The following is a 19,710-nucleotide window of genomic DNA, read 5'->3' on the forward strand; positions in this document are numbered from 1 at the left end:
CGATGAGTTCTGCACTGTACAGCTCGGGTCTGTTCATCCCCGAATTGGGCCACTTGGCAATGATTCTGGCGCTGTGTTTCGCGCTGGTTCAGTCCGTGGTGCCGTTGCTCGGTGCCTGGCGCGGCGACCGCTTGTGGATGAGTCTTGCGCAGCCGGCCGCCTGGGGGCAGTTCGCGTTTTTGCTGTTCGCCTTCGGTTGCCTGACTTACGCGTTCATGGTCGACGACTTTTCGGTCGACTACGTCGCGAGCAACTCCAACAGTGCCCTGCCGTGGTATTACAAATTCAGCGCGGTATGGGGGGCTCACGAAGGTTCGTTGCTGCTCTGGGCGTTGATTCTCGGCGGCTGGACCTTCGCGGTCTCGGTGTTCTCGCGCCAATTGCCGCAAGTCATGCTGGCTCGGGTGCTGGCGGTGATGGGCATGATCAGCACGGGATTCCTGCTGTTCCTGATCCTCACCTCCAACCCGTTTGCGCGGATCCTGCCGCAAATTCCCGCTGACGGTCGCGACCTTAATCCGTTGCTGCAGGACATTGGCCTGATCGTGCATCCGCCAATGCTCTACATGGGTTATGTCGGCTTCTCGGTCGCCTTCGCATTCGCCATCGCTGCGCTCTTGGGCGGTCGTCTCGATGCCGCCTGGGCCCGTTGGTCGCGTCCATGGACCATCGTCGCCTGGGCCTTCCTCGGTATCGGCATCACGCTCGGTTCGTGGTGGGCGTATTACGAACTTGGCTGGGGCGGCTGGTGGTTCTGGGACCCGGTGGAAAATGCCTCGTTCATGCCTTGGCTGGTGGGCACAGCGCTGATTCACTCGCTGGCGGTCACGGAAAAACGTGGCGTATTCAAAAGCTGGACCGTGTTACTGGCCATCGCCGCGTTTTCGCTGAGTCTGCTGGGGACCTTCCTCGTGCGCTCCGGTGTGCTGACGTCGGTGCACGCCTTCGCCTCCGACCCTGAGCGCGGCGTGTTTATCCTGATCTTCCTGATGTTTGTGGTCGGTGGTTCATTGACCTTGTTCGCCCTGCGTGCGCCGGTGGTGAAAAGCCACGTCGGTTTCAACCTCTGGTCACGGGAAACCCTGTTGCTGGGCAATAACCTGGTGCTGGTGGTGGCGGCGTCGATGATTCTGCTCGGCACGCTGTACCCGTTGATTCTCGATGCGATGACGGGCGCCAAACTGTCGGTCGGCCCGCCGTACTTCAACGCGTTGTTCATTCCGTTGATGGCGTTGCTGATGATGGTGATGGCGGTCGGCATGCTGGTGCGCTGGAAAGACACCCCGGTCAAATGGCTGATGAGCATGCTGACCCCGGTGTTGCTCGGCAGCGCCGCCTTGGCAGTGGTTGCAGGCATCGCGTATGGCGATTTCAACTGGGCGGTGATTGCGACCTTCATGCTCGCGGCCTGGGTATTGCTCGCCGGCGTGCGCGACATCTTCGACAAAACCCGCCACAAAGGCTTGATCAAAGGCTTGCCAACGCTGACCCGCAGCTATTGGGGCATGCAGATCGCTCACCTCGGCATTGCCGTGTGCGCCCTGGGCGTGGTGCTGTCGAGTCAGAACAGTGCCGAGCGAGACTTGCGCCTGGCGCCGGGCGAGTCCATGGACCTGGGCGGCTACCAGTTTGTGTTCGAGGGCGCCAAACACTTCGAAGGCCCGAACTTCACGTCCGACAAAGGTACGGTGCGGGTGATCCGCGATGGCAAGGAAATCAGTGTGCTGCACCCGGAAAAGCGCTTGTACACGGTGCAGAATTCGGTGATGACCGAAGCCGGGATTGATGCCGGTTTTACCCGAGATCTTTACGTTGCGCTGGGCGAACCGCTGGGCGGGGGCGCCTGGGCGGTACGCGTTCACGTCAAACCGTTTGTGCGCTGGATCTGGTTCGGGGGGTTACTCACCGGTTTGGGCGGGCTGGTGGCGGCGATGGACCGACGTTATCGGGTCAAGGTGAAGAGCCGCGTGCGTGAAGCACTGGGCATGACAGGAGCCACGGCATGAAACGCTGGTTGATGTTGCTGCCGCTGGCAATCTTCCTGCTGGTCGCTGTTTTTCTGTATCGCGGTCTGTATCTGAATCCGACCGAATTACCCTCGGCGATGATCAACAAGCCGTTCCCGGAGTTTTCCCTGCCAGCGGTGCAGGGCGACAGGACGCTGACCCGCGCCGACATCCTCGGCAAGCCGGCGCTGGTCAATGTCTGGGGTACGTGGTGCATTTCCTGCCGGGTCGAGCACCCGGTGCTGAACAAACTGGCCGGGCAGGGTGTGGTGATTTACGGCATCAACTACAAGGACATCAACGCCGATGCCTTGAAGTGGCTGGCTGAATTCCATAACCCGTATCAGCTGGATATCCGCGATGACGAGGGCACGCTTGGCCTGAACCTCGGTGTTTACGGTGCTCCGGAAACCTTTTTCATTGACGCCAAAGGCATCATCCGCGACAAGTTTGTCGGCGTGATCGACGAGCAGGTCTGGCGTGAAAAACTTGCCGGCAAATATCAGGCGCTGGTCGATGAGGCCAAGCCATGAAGCGCTGGATTGCCGCTGCTGTTTTAGGCCTGAGCATCGCCGGTATGGCCCATGCAGCTATCGATACGTATGAATTCGCGCAAGAAGGTGATCGCGAGCGTTTCCGCGAGCTGACCAAAGAGCTGCGCTGCCCCAAATGCCAGAATCAGGACATCGCCGATTCCAATGCGCCCATCGCGACCGACTTGCGTAGAGAGATTTTCCGCATGCTGGGTGAGGGTAAGTCCAACCAGCAGATCATCGACTTCATGGTCGACCGCTATGGCGATTTCGTCCGCTACAAGCCTGCGTTGAACGCCAAAACCGCTTTCCTGTGGTTCGGTCCGGCCGGTTTGCTGCTGGGCGGTTTTGTCATCATTGCCGTGATTGTCCGTCGTCGCCGGATTCAACGTGCTGACACCCCGGACTCGCTTTCTGCCGAGGAGCGCGAGCGCCTCGACCACCTGTTGGATAAAACCAAGAATGATTGATTTCTGGCTCGCTGCAGGTCTGCTGCTTCTGATTGCCCTGAGTTTTCTGCTGATTCCGGTTCTGCGGGGTCGTCGTGCGCAGCTTGAAGAGGATCGCACGGCCCTCAACGTCGCGCTGTATCAGGAGCGGGTCGCCGAGTTGCAGACTCAGCAGGAAGAGGGCGTGCTCGATACCGCACAGGTAGACACCGGTCGCGCCGAAGCGGCGCGAGAGCTGCTCGCTGATACCGAGGGCGTCGAAGCGCCGCGTGTCTCGCGTCTGGGCAAACCCTGGCCGTTGCTGGCGGCGATTCTTGTGCCGGTCCTTGGGCTAGCGCTGTATTTGCATTTCGGCGCGAGCGACAAGGTCGAGCTGACCCGCGAATTCGCCCAGGCGCCGCAATCGATGGAAGAAATGACCCGTCGCCTGGAGCGCGCGGTCGAGGCTCAGCCGGATTCTGCTGAGGGCCTGTACTTCCTGGGGCGCACCTACATGGCTCAGGATCGTCCAGCCGATGCGGCGAAGATTTTCGAGCGCACGGTGAAGCTCGCCGGGCGTCAGCCGGAATTGCTTGGGCAATGGGCGCAGGCGCAGTACTTCGCCGACGGCAAGAAATGGTCTGACAAGGTTCAGGCGTTGACCGACGAAGCGTTGAAAGCCGATTCAAAGGAAGTCACCAGCCTCGGCTTGCTTGGCATCGCCGCGTTCGAGAGCGAGCGTTATCAGGACGCCATCGATTACTGGAACCGTCTGCTGGCGCAATTACCGCCGGAGGATAATTCCCGCGCCGCGTTGCAGGGCGGAATCACCCGGGCCAGCGAGAAACTGGTTGCCAGTGGCGGCAAGCTGGCCGAAGCGCCAGCGGCCAAAGCCGCGGCGCGGCTCAAGGTCCGTGTGGATCTTGCGCCGGAGCTTGAAGCCAAGGTTCAACCCGGCGACAGCGTGTTCATCTTCGCTCGCGCCACCTCCGGCCCACCTGCGCCGCTCGCGGCCAAACGCCTGACCGTGGCCGACCTGCCGGCAACTGTCGAGCTAAGTGATGCCGATGCAATGATGCCGCAATTGAAACTGTCCAACTTCCCTGAAGTCCAACTCGTTGCGCGCATTTCCCGCGCCGGCCAACCCACTGCCGGCGAGTGGATCGGTAGCAGCCAGCCCCTGGCCAGCAGCAGCACCGCCGCGCAAAAACTGACTATCGACAGCCCGGACAAATAACAGGAAACCTTCATGACGGCCATCGCTCGTATCACCCTGCTCAGCATCATGGTCCTGGGGTTAAGCGCGTGTGCGGTCCAGCGGCCAGAGCCTGTGCAATCGCCAATGCCGCCCATTCCACCGTCGCAACCAAGACCTACGCCGTCGACCTCGCCGACGCCGAGCAAGCCGAGCATCCCGGCCAAACCTGCGAAGCCAGCGCCGCGCACTTCTGCCAGCTTCGCGCCGCCACCGGGTGGCAACAGCCATTGGGACGCCAAGCTTGGGGTGTATGTGCTGGAGGACCAGACCAACACGTTCTACCGCCAGCGCACCTACTACCGCTGGAACAACGGCTGGAGCCGCTCGATCAGCCCGAACGGCCCGTGGGAGGACACGGATATTCAGGGTGTTCCGGGAGGGTTGGGACGCAAATTCGGGCAGTAACAAACAATACTTAAAAGGCGACCTTCGGGTCGCCTTTTTGTTATGGTCGCGACTTTGATCGCGGACTGAACAGCTCTGCGTTGAGCAAAAGAGGTTTATTGATGGCGGGCAGGTTGATCTATCTCATCGGACCTTCAGGTTCGGGCAAGGACAGCCTGCTGGATGCCGCACGGACAACGCTGACGGAGCGCAACTGTCGCATTGTGCGGCGAGTGATCACCCGTTCGGCGGAAGCCGTGGGTGAGTCCGCCCACGGCGTCAGCGCGCAACAATTCGCCGAGCTGGAGGCGCAAGGTGCGTTCGCCCTGAGCTGGCACGCCAATGGCCTGGCGTATGGCATTCCCCGCGAAATTGACGATTGGCTGGCGGCGGGGCAGGACGTGCTGGTGAATGGCTCGCGCGGTCATCTGTCGGCTACGCAAGAGCGCTATCCCGATGCGCTGGTCCTGTTGCTGACGGTGAGTGACGCGGTATTGCGTCAGCGCCTGCTGGCGCGCGGCCGCGAGTCTGCCGCCGACATCGAACAGCGCCTGGCGCGCAATGCGCGGTTCAGCGAATCCCTGCTCGTTAATGACGATCCGGCACTGTGCGTAATCGATAATTCCGGACCGCTGGAGCAATCGGTGCAGCGCCTGCTCGACTGCCTCGACAGAAAACCTCGAATCGACCTGGGAATGCCTCCTGATCGCACGTTGTAAAACACACCGCACCGCTCGCTTCAACGTTAGCGCGAGCAAGGCGGCGATCCGAAGGGTTCGCAAAGCTTCGGCGCCTCTCAAGCGGCAGCGGGCGAACGCTCCTCTGAAACACTCATGAACCGCACCAATGCCAGCAACGGAAAAGCGCTGCCGACAATCACGATCCACAACCAGCCGCCATGCTCATACACCGCGCTGGCAATCGAAGAGCCGAACGCACCGCCGATGAAGATGCTGGTCATGTACAGGGCGTTCAACCGACCGCGGCTCTTGGCATCAAGGGCGTAGACCGCGCGTTGGCCGAGGACCATGTTCATCTGCACACAAAAATCGAGGACCACGCCGGTGACCGCCAGGCCAATGACGCTGTAGACCGGATGGATCAACGCCGGCAGAAAACTCACGCTGGCGAACAGCAGCGCCAGTAGCGAAGCAACGCGGGTGTGGCCGGCATCGGCGAGTCGGCCGGCGATGGGTGCGGCGATGGCACCGATGGCGCCGACCAGGGCGAAGATCGCAATCCCGGTTTGTGACAGGCCATGACTGCGCGCCAATTCCAGCGGTACGGCGGTCCAGAACAAACTGAACGAGGCAAACATGCATCCCTGATAAAACGCGCGCTGACGCAGCACCGGTTGCTGGCGCAGCAGGGTCCAAAGCGAACCCAGCAATTGGCCATAAGTGGCGCTGTGATCGGGTTGGCGCTGTGGAATCGTCATCGCCAGTACGATGCTGATCGCGGCCATCAATGCCGCAGCCATCATGAACATCGCACGCCAGCCGAAATGGTCGGCTATCACGCTGGACACCGGCCGCGCCAACAGGATGCCCAGAAGCAAACCGCCCATGATCCCGCCGACCACTCGTCCTCGGGATTCCTCCGGCGTCAGGTGGGCAGCCAGGGGAATCAGGATCTGCACCGACACCGAACTGAAGCCCACCAGCAACGAGATCAGCAGAAACACGTTGGGCTGATCGGTGAACGCCGCGCCGAGCAAGCTGGCAATCGCGATCACCGTAGTGATGATCATCAGTCGGCGGTTTTCCAGCAAATCGCCAAGCGGCACGAGGAAAAACAGGCCCAGTGCGTAACCGATCTGGGTCAGCGATACGATCAGGCTGGCCATGGTGCTGGTCAGGCCGATGTCCGGCGCGATCAGACCAATGATCGGTTGCGCGTAGTAGATGTTGGCCACGATGGCGCCGCAGCAAAAGGCGAACAACAGCACCATGCCCTTGGTCATCGTCGCCGCGCCGTGGGGCACCTGGATCGCTGGGTTCATAACGTGTCTCGCAGAATCGTATGGAATGGAATGCGCGCAGGTTAAAGCGCCGTCCGGCATCGCAGAAGTCAATTTGAAGTGATAGTAATTATTTCCCGGCGGAATGAGCGGCGCTGAGTGAATCCATAAAAAAGGCGACCTCAACGGTCGCCTCTTTCGTGAATCTGAAAATTACTGACCCGTGTAAATCTGATCAAAAACCCCACCGTCATTGAAGTGGGTTTTCTGCACCGTGCGCCAGTCGCCGAAAGTCTTTTCCACCGACAGAAAATCGACTTTCGGGAAACGATCGGTGTACTTGGCGAGCACTGCCGGGTCACGCGGACGCAGGTAGTTGGCCGCTGCAATCTCCTGGCCTTGCGGCGACCACAGGTATTTGAGGTATTCCTCGGCTGCCGCGCGGGTGCCTTTCTTCTCGACGACTTTGTCGACCACCGTCACGGGCGGCTCGGCTTCGGCGGAGACGCTTGGGTAAATCACTTCGAACTGATCGCGACCAAATTCGCGAGCAATCATTTCCGCCTCGTTCTCGAACGTCACCAGCACATCGCCCAATTGGTTGGTCATGAACGTGGTGGTGGCTGCACGGCCGCCGGTATCCAGTACAGGCGCTTGTTTGAACAGTTTGCCAACGAACTCTTTAGCCTTGTTTTCGTCACCGCCGTTCTTCAGCACATAACCCCACGCCGACAGGTAGGTGTAACGGCCGTTACCCGAGGTTTTCGGATTCGGCACGATCACTTGCACGCCGTCCTTGAGCAAGTCCGGCCAGTCCTTGAGGGCTTTCGGGTTGCCTTTGCGGACGATGAACACGGTGGCCGAGGTGAACGGCGCACTGTTGTTCGGCAGGCGGGTGACCCAATTGTCCGGGACCAGTTTGCCGTTGTCCGCCAACGCGTTGATGTCGGTGGCCATGTTCATGGTGATGACGTCAGCCGGCAGGCCGTCGATGACCGAGCGCGCCTGTTTGCTTGAGCCGCCGAAAGACATCTGCACCGTGATGTTTTCCTTGTGCTCGGCTTGCCAGTGTTTCTGGAAGGCTGCGTTGTAATCCTTGTAGAAATCGCGCATCACGTCGTAAGAAACGTTGAGCAGCGTCGGTGCAGCCTGAACCACACTGGACAGGGCCAGGCCAGCGGCCAGGAGTGAGGCGCCAAAGAGTTTTTTCACCGCGCAATCCTTGTTCTGAATGTAAAGGTGAGGCAATTTGCCAGCGACTATAACCGTGTCCGCATAGGCCCTTAAAGATTTAAAAGCACTTTGCTTATTCCTGTTTTTTGAACAACGCATTGCCGCAGCGAGAACAGAACGCCGCGCCATGCTCGTGACTGTTTTTGCGGCACACCGGGCAATCGTGTTGCAGCTGTTCGCCGCGCATGGCGTTGGCGAGTTCGGCGGTAAAGATCCCGGTCGGCACGGCGATGATCGAGTAACCGGTGATCATCACCAGGGATGAAATGACCTGGCCCAAGGGTGTCTTCGGCACGATGTCGCCGAAGCCTACCGTGGTCAAGGTGACGATTGCCCAGTAAATGCCCTTGGGGATGCTGGTGAAGCCGTGCTCCGGGCCTTCGATCACGTACATCAAGGTTCCGAACACGGTCACCAGGGTGCAGACGCTGACCAGAAACACCACGATCTTCTGCTTGCTGCCGCGCAGCGCCGACATCAGGTAATTGGCTTGCTTGAGATAGGGGCTGAGCTTGAGCACGCGGAAAATCCGCAGCATCCGGATGATCCGGATGATCAGCAGGTACTGCGCGTCGGCGTAATACAGCGCGAGGATGCCGGGGACGATCGCCAGCAAATCCACCAGCCCGTAAAAGCTGAACGCGTAGCGCAGCGGCTTCGGTGAACAGTACAGCCGCAGGCCGTATTCAATAATGAAGATGAGGGTAAAACCCCATTCGATATACGCCAGCAGGTCGGCGTAGTTCTGGTGAATCGAGTCGATGCTGTCGAGCATCACGACGACCAGGCTGGCGAGGATGATCAACAGCAAGATGCCGTCGAAGCGCCGGCCGGCCTTGGTGTCGCTCTGGAAAACCATGACGTAAAGCTCTTCACGCCAGTTTTTATTGCTGTCCATGGAAACCGCCCAAATCAATGATCAGCGCAGCCTAGGTTGATTCTCCTCTGGAAGGCAAGGTGCACGGTTGATTGTGACTTTGCCGAGCACTTGAACGGCCGGGCGAATCAGCCAGCAGGCGAGGATGAACGGCGCGGTCAGCGTGGGCAGACCGATAGCGGCAAACACCGGCGTCAGCAACAACGCGAATACAATGCCGAGCAGCGGCAGCCACGGTTGTTGGCGCAGTGAACTGAAGGCGAGGGCGGCGAGTACGGCGTTATAGCCCCCCAGACCGAGCAACGCGGTGTAAAAGTCCTGGTGCAGCAGGCTCCAGCCCATGCCTGCGATCGACGCGAGTATTGCCCAGCAAAACGCCCGACGATCAGCGACCAGCAACCCGGCAGCAATCAGCGCACCGGCCAGTGGATGCCCGAGGAACATCACTTGGCCCAGACCTTTGAAGGGCGCGGCAAGCAGGTTCAGCGTATCGATCTCGATCAAATGCGCCTTTGTCGAGGGCGCGGCGAAGCACAGTAGCAACCAGCTCAGCACCACGAAGGGCGTCGTGTAGGCAGGCAGGTAGTGGCTGACGCGGGCGCGCTTGAGCCATTGCTGAGTGAGCATTGCACTCAGGCCGCCCGCGGCAACGATCAGCGGCGGCAACAGCGCAGACCACGGAAAGTACAGGCTCAGCAGCAACCCGAGCAGCACACCGTTGTAACTGAAAAGCCCCGCCTGACGGTCGGCCTTCGCGTAGTTGCGGCGTTGTGCGGTGAGCAGCCCGGCGACACCGCCAAGCAGGGCGCCGCCGAGCAGCGCAGGCGCGGTGAAAAGAATCGCCAACAGGCACAGCAGGCCGCACAGCGGATTGCGCTGCAAAAAGATCTGGCTGAAACCGTTGAGCAGGGCTGTCGCCCAATCGGGGCAGTGGGTGTTGAAGTGGTTGGCAGGCATGATGAGGTCTGTGGGCAGAGAAAAATCCGGGGTCTTGCACGAAGTCAGTGGGCAGAAGGAAATCCGGGGACTTGCACGAAACCCTGTGGCGAGGGGGGCTCGCCCCCGTAAGGCTGCAAAGCAGCCCCAAATAGCGGAAGCGGTGTCTCTTCGGAATCCGTCATTCAAAATCTACGGGGGCAAGCCCCCTCGCCTAAAAGCTGTTCTTAAATCAGCGTCTCGATGCGCAACGAGTTCGTCGAACCCGGCTGGCCAAACGGCACACCCGTGGTGATCAACAACGTATCTCCGCGCTGCGCCATGCCTTGCGCCTGAGCAATTTCCAGCGCCGTCGAACACACCTCGTCTACCTGGCGCAGGCGATCATTGACCACCGAATGCACGCCCCACGCCACGGTCAAGCGGCGAGCCGTCTGCAGATTGGGCGTCAGGTTGAGGATCGGCACCGTCGGCCGCTCCCGCGCGGCACGCAAACTCGAGCTCCCCGATTCGCTGTAATTCACCAGCACCGCCACCGGCAGCACGTTGCTGATACGGCGGATCGCACAACTGATCGCATCGGAAACTGTGGCTTCGGCTTTCGGTCGGCTGACATCCAGTTGCGCCTGATAATCCGGACCGTTTTCCACCTGACGGATGATTTTGCTCATCATCTGCACGGCTTCCAGCGGGTAGTCGCCGGACGCAGTTTCTGCCGACAACATCACCGCATCAGCCCCTTCGGCCACGGCGTTGGCAACGTCGGTGACTTCAGCGCGGGTTGGGGCCGGGGAGAAACGCATGGACTCAAGCATCTGCGTCGCGACCACCACCGGTTTGCCCAGCGCTCGGCAGGTCGAGATGATGTTCTTCTGAATCTGCGGCACGCTTTCCGCCGGAACTTCCACGCCGAGGTCACCGCGAGCGACCATGATCGCGTCGCTCAACTCGGCGATTTCGCGCAGTTGGGTCACCGCCGACGGCTTCTCGATCTTGGCCATCAAAAAGGCTCTGTCGCCGATCAACTCGCGGGCTTCGCGAATGTCTTGCGGGCGCTGCACGAACGACAGCGCGACCCAGTCCACGCCCAGCTCCAGGCCGAAGCTCAAGTCGCGACGGTCCTTGGCCGTCAGCGGACTCAGATCCAGAACGGCTTGCGGCACGTTCACACCTTTGCGGTCCGACAGTTCGCCACCGTTGAGCACGGTGGTGTCGATCGCGTCGTCATACCGGGTGACCACACGCAGGCGCAGCTTGCCGTCATCCAGCAGCAGGTCCATGCCTGGCTCCAGTGCGGCGATGATTTCCGGATGCGGCAGATTGACCCGACGCTGATCGCCCGGCGTCGGGTCGAGGTCCAGGCGCAGGGCCTGACCTCGATGCAACTGGACTTTGCCGTCGGCGAATTTGCCCACGCGCAGTTTCGGCCCTTGCAAGTCCATCAGAATGCCCAGCGGATAATTCAGTTGGCGCTCGACTTCGCGGATCCACTGAAAACGCATGGCATGGTCGGCGTGATCACCGTGGCTGAAGTTGAGGCGAAAAATATTAACGCCCGCCTGCACCAGTTCGCGGATGTCTTCGATGCCTTCGGTGGCCGGGCCGAGGGTGGCGAGGATTTTGACCTTTTTATCAGGCGTCATGTTCAGGTTTCTCGAGAATCAGAATGGCACGGAAGTCGTTGACGTTGGTGCGGGTCGGCTCGGTAACGATCAAGGCGTCCAGCGCCTGGAAGTAGCCGTAGCCATTGTTGTTGTCCAGTTCATCGCTGGCGCTCAGGCCGAGGGCTGCGGCGCGGGCGTAGCTGTCGGGGGTCATGATCGCGCCGGCGTTGTCTTCGGAACCATCGATACCGTCAGTGTCACCGGCCAGGGCATACACACCGGGCAGGCCTTTGAGACTCTCGGTCAGGCTGAGCAGGAATTCGGCGTTGCGGCCGCCACGGCCATTGCCGCGCACGGTCACCGTGGTTTCGCCGCCCGAAAGGATCACGCAGGGCGCCGGCAATGGCTGACCGTGCAGAACCACTTGCCGGGCAATGCCAGCATGGACTTTGGCCACCTCGCGGGACTCGCCCTCCAGATCGCCGAGAATCAATGGACTGAAACCGGCCTGACGCGCCTTCACTGCCGCCGCTTCGAGCGACTGTTGCGGGCGGGCAATCAATTGGAAATGACTGCGCGCCAGGCTCGGGTCGCCAGGTTTGACGGTCTCCGATTCCGCGCTCTGCAGCCAGGTGTGCACCGAGGTCGGAACGTCGATGGCGTAGCGTTTGAGGATCGCCAGTGCTTCGGCCGACGTACTCGGGTCGGCCACGGTCGGGCCGGAGGCGATGACTGTGGCGAGGTCGCCCGGTACATCGGAAATCGCGTAGGTGTAGACAGTGGCGGGCCAGCAGGCCTTGCCGAGACGGCCGCCCTTGATCGCCGAAAGGTGCTTGCGCACGCAGTTCATCTCGCCGATGGAAGCGCCGGATTTGAGCAGGGCTTTGTTGATCGACTGCTTGTCAGCCAGCGTGATGCCAGCGGCCGGCAGCGCCAGCAGAGCAGACCCGCCGCCCGAAAGCAGGAATATCACCCGGTCGTCTTCGCTCAGGTCGCTGACCAGTTCGAACACCCGTTTGGCGACGGCTTGCCCGGCCGCATCCGGCACTGGATGCGCGGCCTCGACCACTTCGATTTTCTCGCATGGGGCGCCGTGGCCGTAACGAGTCACCACCAGGCCGGACACTTCACCCTGCCAGCAACGCTCGACCACCTGGGCCATGGCCGCCGCGGCTTTACCGGCGCCGATGACGATGACACGGCCGCTGCGATCAGCCGGCAAATGCGCTTCGAGAACGTGCTGCGGATGGGCCGCGTCGATGGCTGAGGCAAACAGCTCGCGCAGAAATTGTTGCGGATCGACCGTCATGGCGGGCTCCCGGAGGCTTTTATTATTTGAAAGGACAACTCGGATCCCTGTGGGAGCGAGTGTGGCGGGGGGCTTGGCGAAACGTCGCACCGCGCCGTTTGAGTGCGAAGCACTTACAAAATCTCTGCTGCATCGCCGTTTTTTTGGGGCTGCTTTGCAGCCCAACGGGGGCAAGCCCCCTCGCCACAGGCAAGCCCCCTCTCCACAGGCTAGCTCCCACAGGTTTTGTGCAGGGCTTTGTTACTTATCGCGAATCGAGAAATTCGCCATGTGTTCCAGGCCTTTGATCAGCGCCGAGTGGTCCCAGTTGCTGCCACCGATAGCCGCGCAGGTGCTGAACACTTGCTGGGTGTTAGCGGTGTTCGGCAGGTTGATGCCCAGTTCGCGCGCGCCGGCCAGCGCCAGGTTGAGGTCTTTCTGGTGCAGGCTGATGCGGAAGCCCGGGTCGAAGGTGCCTTTGATCATGCGCTCGCCATGCACTTCCAGGATCTTCGACGAAGCAAAACCGCCCATCAATGCTTCACGCACCTTGGCTGGATCGGCACCGTTTTTCGAAGCGAACAGCAGGGCCTCGGCGACCGCTTGAATGTTCAGAGCGACGATGATCTGGTTCGCCACTTTCGCGGTTTGACCGTCGCCATTACCACCGACCAGGGTGATGTTCTTGCCCATCGCCTGGAACAGCGGCAGCACGCGCTCGAACGCGTCGGCATCGCCGCCGACCATGATGCTCAAGCTTGCAGCCTTGGCACCGACTTCACCGCCGGACACCGGCGCGTCGAGGTACTGAGCGCCTTTTTCGTTGACCTTGGCCGCGAAGGTTTTGGTGGCGGTCGGCGAGATCGAGCTCATGTCGATGACGACTTTGCCTTTGCCCACACCGGCTGCAACGCCGTCAGCACGGAACAGCACGTCGTCAACCTGTGGGGTATCCGGAACCATGATGATGATGAATTCGGCTTCTTGCGCAACTTCTTTCGGGTTGGCCAGGGCGACTGCGCCACCGGCAATCAAATCAGCAGGCGCAGCGTCGTGGTGCGCCGACAGGAACAGGCTGTGACCGGCTTTCTGCAGGTTCAATGCCATAGGGTGGCCCATGATGCCGGTGCCGATAAATCCGATTTTAGCCATGTGAAATTCCTCTTGTTTTTGTTGCCCCCCGGTACGCACCGATGAGCGTTTTGTGGGGAGGGGGCTTGCCCCCGTTGGGGTGCGAAGCAGCCCTGAAATTGAGTGTTTCTTTGAGTCACTTGCAGGGTGCCGGTTTACGACTGCTTCGCAGCCGGACGGGGGCAAGCCCCCTCACCACAAAAGCCGTTTTACAGGGATCAGCGTCAGATCGCGTTATGGGTTTTGAGCCAGCCAAGGCCCGCTTCAGTCGTGGTCAGCGGCTTGTATTCGCAACCCACCCAGCCCTGGTATCCAATGCGGTCCAGGTGCTCGAACAGGAAGCGGTAGTTGATCTCACCCGTGCCGGGTTCGTTACGCCCCGGGTTGTCAGCCAATTGCACGTGGTTGATCTCGCCCAGATGCGATTGCAGGGTGCGGGCCAGGTCGCCCTCCATGATTTGCATGTGGTAGATGTCGTATTGCAGGAACAGATTGGCGCTGCCGACCTGCTCGCGAATCGACAGGCCTTGCGCCGTGTTGTTCAGGTAGAAGCCGGGGATGTCGCGGGTGTTGATCGCTTCCATGACCAGTTTGATGCCCGCCGCTTGCAGCTTGTCAGCCGCGTACTTGAGGTTGGCAACAAAGGTTTTTTCCACCGTCGCGTCATCAACGCCTTGCGGACGAATACCGGCCAGGCAGTTGATCTGGGTATTGCCCAGCACTTGCGCGTAGGCGATCGCCAAGTCGACGCCAGCGCGGAATTCTTCCACCCGGTCCGGCAGACACGCGATACCGCGCTCGCCCTTGGCCCAGTCGCCGGCCGGCAAGTTGAACAGCACCTGAGTCAGGCCGTTGGCGTCCAGCGTGGCTTTGATTTCGGCGGAGCTGAAATCGTAGGGGAACAGGTATTCGACACCACTGAAGCCGGCCTTGGCGGCCGCTTCGAAACGGGCGAGAAAGTCCTGTTCGGTGAAGAGCATGGACAGGTTGGCTGCGAAACGCGGCATAACTGATCTCCTGTAAATATAAGTCCCTGTAGCAGCTGCCTCGTACCTCGACAGCTGCCACAAGTATCAGGTCATCTTAATCAAGCATCGAAATCGCGGTCGGTGCATCGTTGCCGACCAACGCCAGGTCTTCGAATTCATTGACGGCGTTGATCTCGGTACCCATGGAAATGTTGGTCACGCGCTCCAGGATGATTTCGACGATTACCGGCACCTTGAACTCTTCCATCATTTCCTGAGCCTTGCGCAGTGCCGGCTGGATCTCAGCCGGTTCGAACACACGCAATGCCTTGCAGCCGAGGCCTTCGGCAACCGCGACGTGATCGACCCCGTAACCGTTGAGCTCGGGCGCGTTGAGGTTATCGAAGGACAGCTGCACGCAGTAGTCCATGTCGAAACCGCGCTGCGCCTGACGAATCAGCCCCAGGTACGAGTTGTTCACCACGACGTGGATGTACGGCAGCTTGAACTGCGCGCCCACCGCCAGCTCTTCGATCATGAACTGGAAATCATAGTCGCCCGACAGCGCGACAACCTTGCGCGTCGGATCGGCCTTGACCACACCCAGCGCTGCCGGAATGGTCCAGCCCAACGGGCCGGCCTGACCGCAGTTGATCCAGTGACGCGGCTTGTAGACGTGCAGGAACTGCGCGCCGGCAATCTGTGACAGACCGATGGTGCTGACATAGCAGGTGTCTTTGCCAAACACCTGGTTCATCTCTTCGTAAACGCGTTGCGGCTTGACCGGCACGTTGTCGAAGTGAGTCTTGCGCTGCAGGCTGGCTTTGCGCTGCTGGCAATCCTGCAGCCAGGCGCTGCGGTTTTTCAGTTTGCCGGCGGCTTGCCACTCGCGAGCGACTTCGATGAACACGGTCAGCGCGGCAGCGGCGTCGGAAACGATGCCCAGGTCCGGCGTGAATACGCGGCCGATCTGTGTGCCTTCGATGTCGACGTGAATGAACTTGCGGCCTTCGGTGTAGACGTCGACCGAACCGGTGTGACGGTTGGCCCAGCGGTTACCAATGCCCAGCACCACGTCGGATTTGAGCATCGTCGCGTTGCCGTAGCGGTGCGAAGTTTGCAGGCCGACCATGCCGACCATCAGCGGGTGATCGTCCGGAATCGTGCCCCAGCCCATCAGGGTCGGGATCACCGGGATGCCGGTCAGTTCGGCGAATTCGACCAGCAAGTCGCTGGCGTCTGCATTGATGATGCCACCACCGGCCACCAGCAATGGGCGCTCGGCTTGATCCAGCAAGGCCAGGGCTTTCTCGACCTGCACGCGGGTCGCGCTCGGTTTGGCCAATGGCAGCGGCTGGTAGGCGTCGATATCGAATTCGATTTCAGCCATCTGCACGTCGAACGGCAGGTCGATCAGCACCGGGCCGGGGCGGCCGGAGCGCATTTCGAAAAAGGCTTTCTGGAACGCGTATGGCACCTGGCCCGGTTCCAGAACGGTGGTCGCCCACTTGGTCACTGGCTTGACGATACTGGTGATGTCGACGGCCTGGAAGTCTTCTTTGTGCATTCGGGCGCGGGGTGCTTGCCCGGTGATGCACAGAATCGGGATCGAGTCGGCCGAGGCGCTGTACAGCCCGGTGACCATGTCCGTGCCGGCAGGGCCGGAAGTGCCGATGCAGACGCCGATGTTGCCCGCCTTGGTGCGGGTGTAACCCTCAGCCATGTGGGAGGCGCCTTCAACGTGGCGAGCGAGGACGTGATCGATGCCACCGACCTTTTGCAAGGCGTTGTACAGCGGGTTGATCGCGGCGCCCGGGATGCCAAAAGCGGTATCAACCCCTTCACGGCGCATCACCAGAACGGCGGCTTCGATTGCTCTCATTTTGCTCATGGTTTTGTGCCTCTTACGTTTTGTAATTGTATACAAGTGGCTTTGCGCAGAGTGTATTCACGGCGGACGGCGCGGGTCAATCCATTTTCTCAAGCGCTTGTTTCATTCGTCGGACGCCCATCCCGCTGTGGCTTTTCGTCGCATGTGGCGCTTTTCGATAATTATTGTATACAAAAAAGTAACTCATTGTGTTCTATTTGTTGCATCGACCTGCGTCACTTGAGCGCAGGACACCGCATTCCCTATAACAAAATGAGGACGGCACCATGAGCGCTTTAACCTTGAACGTTGCAGTGAACCTGACCACCCAGGCCATCTCCGCCGGCCGCGCCATTAGCGCGGCCCCTTTGACCATTGCCGTGCTGGACGCGGGCGGGCACTTGCTCAGCCTGCAGCGCGAAGACGGCGCCAGCCTGTTGCGCCCGCAAATCGCCATCGGCAAAGCCTGGGGCGCCATCGCTCTCGGCAAAGGCTCACGCCTGCTGGCGCTGGACGCCCAGCAACGCCCGGCATTTATTGCTGCATTGAACAGCTTGGGGCAGGGCAGTGTTGTGCCAGCACCGGGTGGCGTGCTAATTCGTGATCAGGAAGGGAAAGTGCTGGGAGCGTTGGGGATCAGCGGCGATCTGTCGGATATTGACGAGCAATGCGCGATCAGTGCGATTGAGGCGTTGGGGTTGCGGGCGGATGCTGGGGTGAGTGCTTGATCCTGCATTGACTGAGCTGCCGCCATCGCGAGCAAGCTCGCTCCCACAGGGATCGAGGATGCTCACCTGTTTTGCAAACCTGCTGTGGGAGCGAGCTTGCTCGCGATGGCTGTCTTTGAGAAACATCCAGGTAAAACTCTGCACCGCTTTCAGGCATTCTCTGGTCTAGCCTTCACATGACCAAATCATGAGAGTGGCAAAGGAATGCCTGATCTACCAGCTTCACATCGCCTGCGCCTCGGCCGTTATGCCGAACCCAATCGCATCTATCTCCTGACCACCAATACGCTTGGCAGAGATCCTGTCTTCAGGGATTTGTCTCTGGGTCGATTGGTGGTGCATCAGTTTCGACATGCTCAAAATCAGAATTGGGCATATTCATTGGCTTGGGTGGTGATGCCTGATCACTTTCATTGGTTGATCGAGCTTCGGCAGGGATCATTGAGCGAGCTAATGCAAAAGACCAAATCACTGAGTACGCGAGCAGTGAACCTGTGCGCATGTCGCAGCGGCAGTCTTTGGCAGAAGGGCTTCCATGACCGTGCTCTGCGTCGTGATGAGGACCTGGTGAAGGTCGCCCGGTATGTTGTAGCCAACCCATTGCGGGCAGGGCTGGTTGAGAAGCTAGGCGACTATCCGCTGTGGGATGCTATCTGGGTTTGATCCAGGAACGGCTTGGCTTCATCGCCAGCAGGCTGGCTCCCACAGTTGATTCCTGACACTCGGATATCCCAAGTGGGAGCCAGCCTGCTGGCGATGCCCGCACCGCGCTCTACCGATCCGGCTCACACCCCTTCAACACCAACCGAATAATCGTCTGCGCCGCTGCTTCGTAATCTTCTTCATCCAGCTTGGCTTTGCCGGTGATCGCGGTGATCTGCCAGTCGAAGTCTGCGTACGTTTGGGTGGCGGCCCAGATACTGAACATCAGGTGATTGGGGTCGATGGGGGCGATCTGGCCGCGGTCGATCCAGGTCTGGATGCAGTCGATATTGTGCCGGGCCTGGCCATTGAGTTGTTCCACCAGATCAGGGCTCAGGTGCGGGGCGCCGTGCATGATTTCGCTGGCGAATACTTTCGAGGCAAAAGGCAGATCGCGGGAGATGCGGATTTTCGAACGGATGTAGCCGCTCAGGACTTCACTGGGCGCGCCATCCGGATTGAACGGGGTCGACGCCTGCAGAATCGGCTCGATGATGCTTTCCAGGACCTCGCGATAGAGGTTTTCCTTGGATTTGAAGTAGTAGTAGACGTTGGGCTTGGGCAATCCCGCCTTGGCTGCGATATCACTGGTTTTGGTCGCAGCGAAGCCCTTGTCGGCAAATTCTTCACTGGCGGCACGCAGGATCAGTTGTTTGTTGCGCTCGCGGATAGTGCTCATAAACCAGGGGGTTCCTTGCCTGTTCTGGCGGTTGCGCATGGTAGCACCGGCCTCGTTCGACGCTCAAGAATGCCCCGTGGAGCGTAGGTCGCGGTATGCTGCGCAGCATTCACTTTTGAAGGACATCTCATTCATGGCAGGAAGCAGCTTGCTGTTACTGATCGACGACATCGCCGCAGTGCTCGACGATGTAGCGTTGATGACCAAATTGGCCGCGAAAAAGACCGCTGGCGTGCTCGGTGACGACTTGGCGCTCAATGCCCAGCAAGTCTCTGGTGTGCGGGCCGAGCGGGAAATCCCCGTGGTGTGGGCGGTGGCCAAAGGGTCGTTTCTCAATAAGTTGATCCTCGTGCCTTCGGCGCTGGCAATCAGCGCGTTCATCCCGTGGCTGGTCACGCCGCTGCTTATGGTCGGCGGCGCATACCTGTGTTACGAGGGTTTCGAGAAACTCGCGCACAAATTCCTGCACAGCAAAACCGAAGACAAGGCCGAACACGCAGAGCTGGTCGAGGCGGTAGCCAACCCTGCGGTCGATCTGGTGGCCTTCGAGAAAGACAAGATCAAAGGCGCGATCCGCACCGATTTCATTCTTTCGGCAGAAATTATCGCCATCACTCTGGGCACTGTGGCGGGCGCCTCGCTGACCCAGCAAGTGCTTGTGCTATCGGGCATCGCCATGGTCATGACCGTGGGCGTTTACGGGTTGGTGGCGGGCATCGTCAAGCTCGATGACCTCGGCCTGTGGCTGACGCAGAAACCTGGCCAGATGGCCAGAAGCATCGGCAACGGAATTCTGCGCGCAGCACCGTACATGATGAAAAGCCTGTCGGTGATCGGTACTGCAGCGATGTTCCTGGTCGGCGGCGGGATTCTGACCCACGGCATACCTGTCGTTCATCACTGGATCGAAAGCGTCAGCGCAGGGGCGGGCGGTGCCGGGTTTATCGTGCCGACGTTGTTGAATGCGGTGGCGGGGATTGTCGCGGGCGCCGCGGTGTTGGCGGTTGTGATGGTTGTAAGCAAGATCTGGAAAGCAGCGAAAGGCTGACACTCCCACATTGGTTTTTGGTGTTTGCAAGACGGCATGAAAAAAGGCCATTCGACTCCCATCGAATGGCCTTTTTC

At 60.1% G+C, this 19,710-nt stretch carries 19 protein-coding genes; 9 read left to right on the plus strand and 10 right to left on the minus strand.

The features are described 5' to 3' along the window. The first annotated feature begins 2 nt into the window (after window positions 1–2). The 6 genes from ACYZT1_RS08885 (at window position 3) to phnN (ending at window position 5,328) form a co-directional block, all read left to right on the plus strand. Window positions 3–2,006, plus strand: a complete 2,004-nt coding sequence (locus tag ACYZT1_RS08885) for a heme lyase CcmF/NrfE family subunit (protein WP_462018594.1) — start codon at window positions 3–5, stop codon at window positions 2,004–2,006. Continuing rightward, entirely contained in the window at window positions 2,003–2,539 is a 537-nt protein-coding gene (locus tag ACYZT1_RS08890; protein WP_462018595.1) for a DsbE family thiol:disulfide interchange protein, read from the plus strand. Before ACYZT1_RS08885 ends, ACYZT1_RS08890 begins: the two co-directional genes overlap by 4 nt. Continuing rightward, complete coding sequence (locus tag ACYZT1_RS08895) at window positions 2,536–3,009, plus strand: cytochrome c-type biogenesis protein (RefSeq protein ID WP_462018596.1); 474 nt, start codon at window positions 2,536–2,538, stop codon at window positions 3,007–3,009. Before ACYZT1_RS08890 ends, ACYZT1_RS08895 begins: the two co-directional genes overlap by 4 nt. Next, window positions 3,002–4,204 (plus strand): c-type cytochrome biogenesis protein CcmI, encoded by a 1,203-nt coding sequence (gene ccmI / locus ACYZT1_RS08900; protein ID WP_462018597.1) that lies wholly within the window; start codon window positions 3,002–3,004, stop codon window positions 4,202–4,204. Before ACYZT1_RS08895 ends, ccmI begins: the two co-directional genes overlap by 8 nt. A gap of 12 nt (window positions 4,205–4,216) precedes the next feature. Then, entirely contained in the window at window positions 4,217–4,630 is a 414-nt protein-coding gene (locus ACYZT1_RS08905) for a hypothetical protein (protein ID WP_462018598.1), read from the plus strand. A 101-nt stretch (window positions 4,631–4,731) separates the two neighbouring features. Continuing rightward, window positions 4,732–5,328: a phosphonate metabolism protein/1,5-bisphosphokinase (PRPP-forming) PhnN gene (phnN, locus tag ACYZT1_RS08910; protein WP_462018599.1), complete on the plus strand. Its 597-nt coding sequence runs from the start codon at window positions 4,732–4,734 to the stop codon at window positions 5,326–5,328. A 77-nt stretch (window positions 5,329–5,405) separates the two neighbouring features. Here the strand turns inward: phnN and ACYZT1_RS08915 are convergent, their stop codons facing one another. The 9 genes from ACYZT1_RS08915 to gcl all read right to left on the minus strand — a co-directional run bounded on the left by ACYZT1_RS08915 (window position 5,406) and on the right by gcl (window position 16,497). Beyond that, window positions 5,406–6,611 (minus strand): MFS transporter, encoded by a 1,206-nt coding sequence (locus ACYZT1_RS08915; RefSeq protein ID WP_462018600.1) that lies wholly within the window; start codon window positions 6,609–6,611, stop codon window positions 5,406–5,408. Window positions 6,612–6,782: 171 nt separating this feature from the next. Next, window positions 6,783–7,781 carry a sulfate ABC transporter substrate-binding protein gene (locus tag ACYZT1_RS08920; RefSeq protein ID WP_462018601.1) on the minus strand — a complete coding sequence of 333 codons (999 nt, stop codon included), beginning with the start codon at window positions 7,779–7,781 and terminating at the stop codon, window positions 6,783–6,785. Window positions 7,782–7,875: 94 nt separating this feature from the next. Continuing rightward, window positions 7,876–8,700, minus strand: coding sequence for an ion transporter (locus tag ACYZT1_RS08925; RefSeq protein ID WP_462018602.1), 825 nt, complete (start codon window positions 8,698–8,700; stop codon window positions 7,876–7,878). Window positions 8,701–8,721: 21 nt separating this feature from the next. Next, entirely contained in the window at window positions 8,722–9,636 is a 915-nt protein-coding gene (locus ACYZT1_RS08930) for an urea transporter (RefSeq protein ID WP_462018603.1), read from the minus strand. 206 nt (window positions 9,637–9,842) lie between these two features. Continuing rightward, the gene (pyk, locus tag ACYZT1_RS08935) at window positions 9,843–11,258 is read right to left on the minus strand and encodes a pyruvate kinase (protein WP_462018604.1); all 1,416 of its coding nucleotides are present in this window, start codon (window positions 11,256–11,258) and stop codon (window positions 9,843–9,845) included. After that, window positions 11,248–12,528 carry a glycerate kinase type-2 family protein gene (locus ACYZT1_RS08940; RefSeq protein ID WP_462018605.1) on the minus strand — a complete coding sequence of 427 codons (1,281 nt, stop codon included), beginning with the start codon at window positions 12,526–12,528 and terminating at the stop codon, window positions 11,248–11,250. The genes pyk and ACYZT1_RS08940 overlap by 11 nt, the downstream gene beginning before the upstream one ends. A 240-nt stretch (window positions 12,529–12,768) precedes the next feature. Then, on the minus strand, window positions 12,769–13,659 hold the full coding sequence (locus tag ACYZT1_RS08945) for a 2-hydroxy-3-oxopropionate reductase (protein WP_462018606.1): 891 nt from the start codon (window positions 13,657–13,659) through the stop codon (window positions 12,769–12,771). A gap of 203 nt (window positions 13,660–13,862) precedes the next feature. Beyond that, entirely contained in the window at window positions 13,863–14,645 is a 783-nt protein-coding gene (hyi, locus tag ACYZT1_RS08950) for a hydroxypyruvate isomerase (RefSeq protein ID WP_462018607.1), read from the minus strand. Between the two features lie 76 nt (window positions 14,646–14,721). Further along, window positions 14,722–16,497 (minus strand): glyoxylate carboligase, encoded by a 1,776-nt coding sequence (gcl, locus tag ACYZT1_RS08955; protein ID WP_462018608.1) that lies wholly within the window; start codon window positions 16,495–16,497, stop codon window positions 14,722–14,724. Between the two features lie 266 nt (window positions 16,498–16,763). On the opposite strand from gcl, the gene ACYZT1_RS08960 reads away from it, so the two are divergent. Both ACYZT1_RS08960 and ACYZT1_RS08965 read left to right on the plus strand, forming a co-directional pair. Beyond that, window positions 16,764–17,204, plus strand: coding sequence for a GlcG/HbpS family heme-binding protein (locus tag ACYZT1_RS08960; RefSeq protein ID WP_462018609.1), 441 nt, complete (start codon window positions 16,764–16,766; stop codon window positions 17,202–17,204). Between the two features lie 204 nt (window positions 17,205–17,408). Next, entirely contained in the window at window positions 17,409–17,867 is a 459-nt protein-coding gene (locus tag ACYZT1_RS08965) for an REP-associated tyrosine transposase (protein WP_462018610.1), read from the plus strand. 109 nt (window positions 17,868–17,976) lie between these two features. Here the strand turns inward: ACYZT1_RS08965 and ACYZT1_RS08970 are convergent, their stop codons facing one another. Then, window positions 17,977–18,585, minus strand: a complete 609-nt coding sequence (locus tag ACYZT1_RS08970; protein ID WP_462018611.1) for a TetR/AcrR family transcriptional regulator — start codon at window positions 18,583–18,585, stop codon at window positions 17,977–17,979. Between the two features lie 133 nt (window positions 18,586–18,718). On the opposite strand from ACYZT1_RS08970, the gene ACYZT1_RS08975 reads away from it, so the two are divergent. Then, complete coding sequence (locus ACYZT1_RS08975; protein WP_462018612.1) at window positions 18,719–19,633, plus strand: DUF808 domain-containing protein; 915 nt, start codon at window positions 18,719–18,721, stop codon at window positions 19,631–19,633. The last annotated feature ends 77 nt before the right edge of the window (window positions 19,634–19,710 follow it).

Source organism: Pseudomonas sp. PB3P13 (genome assembly GCF_054897735.1).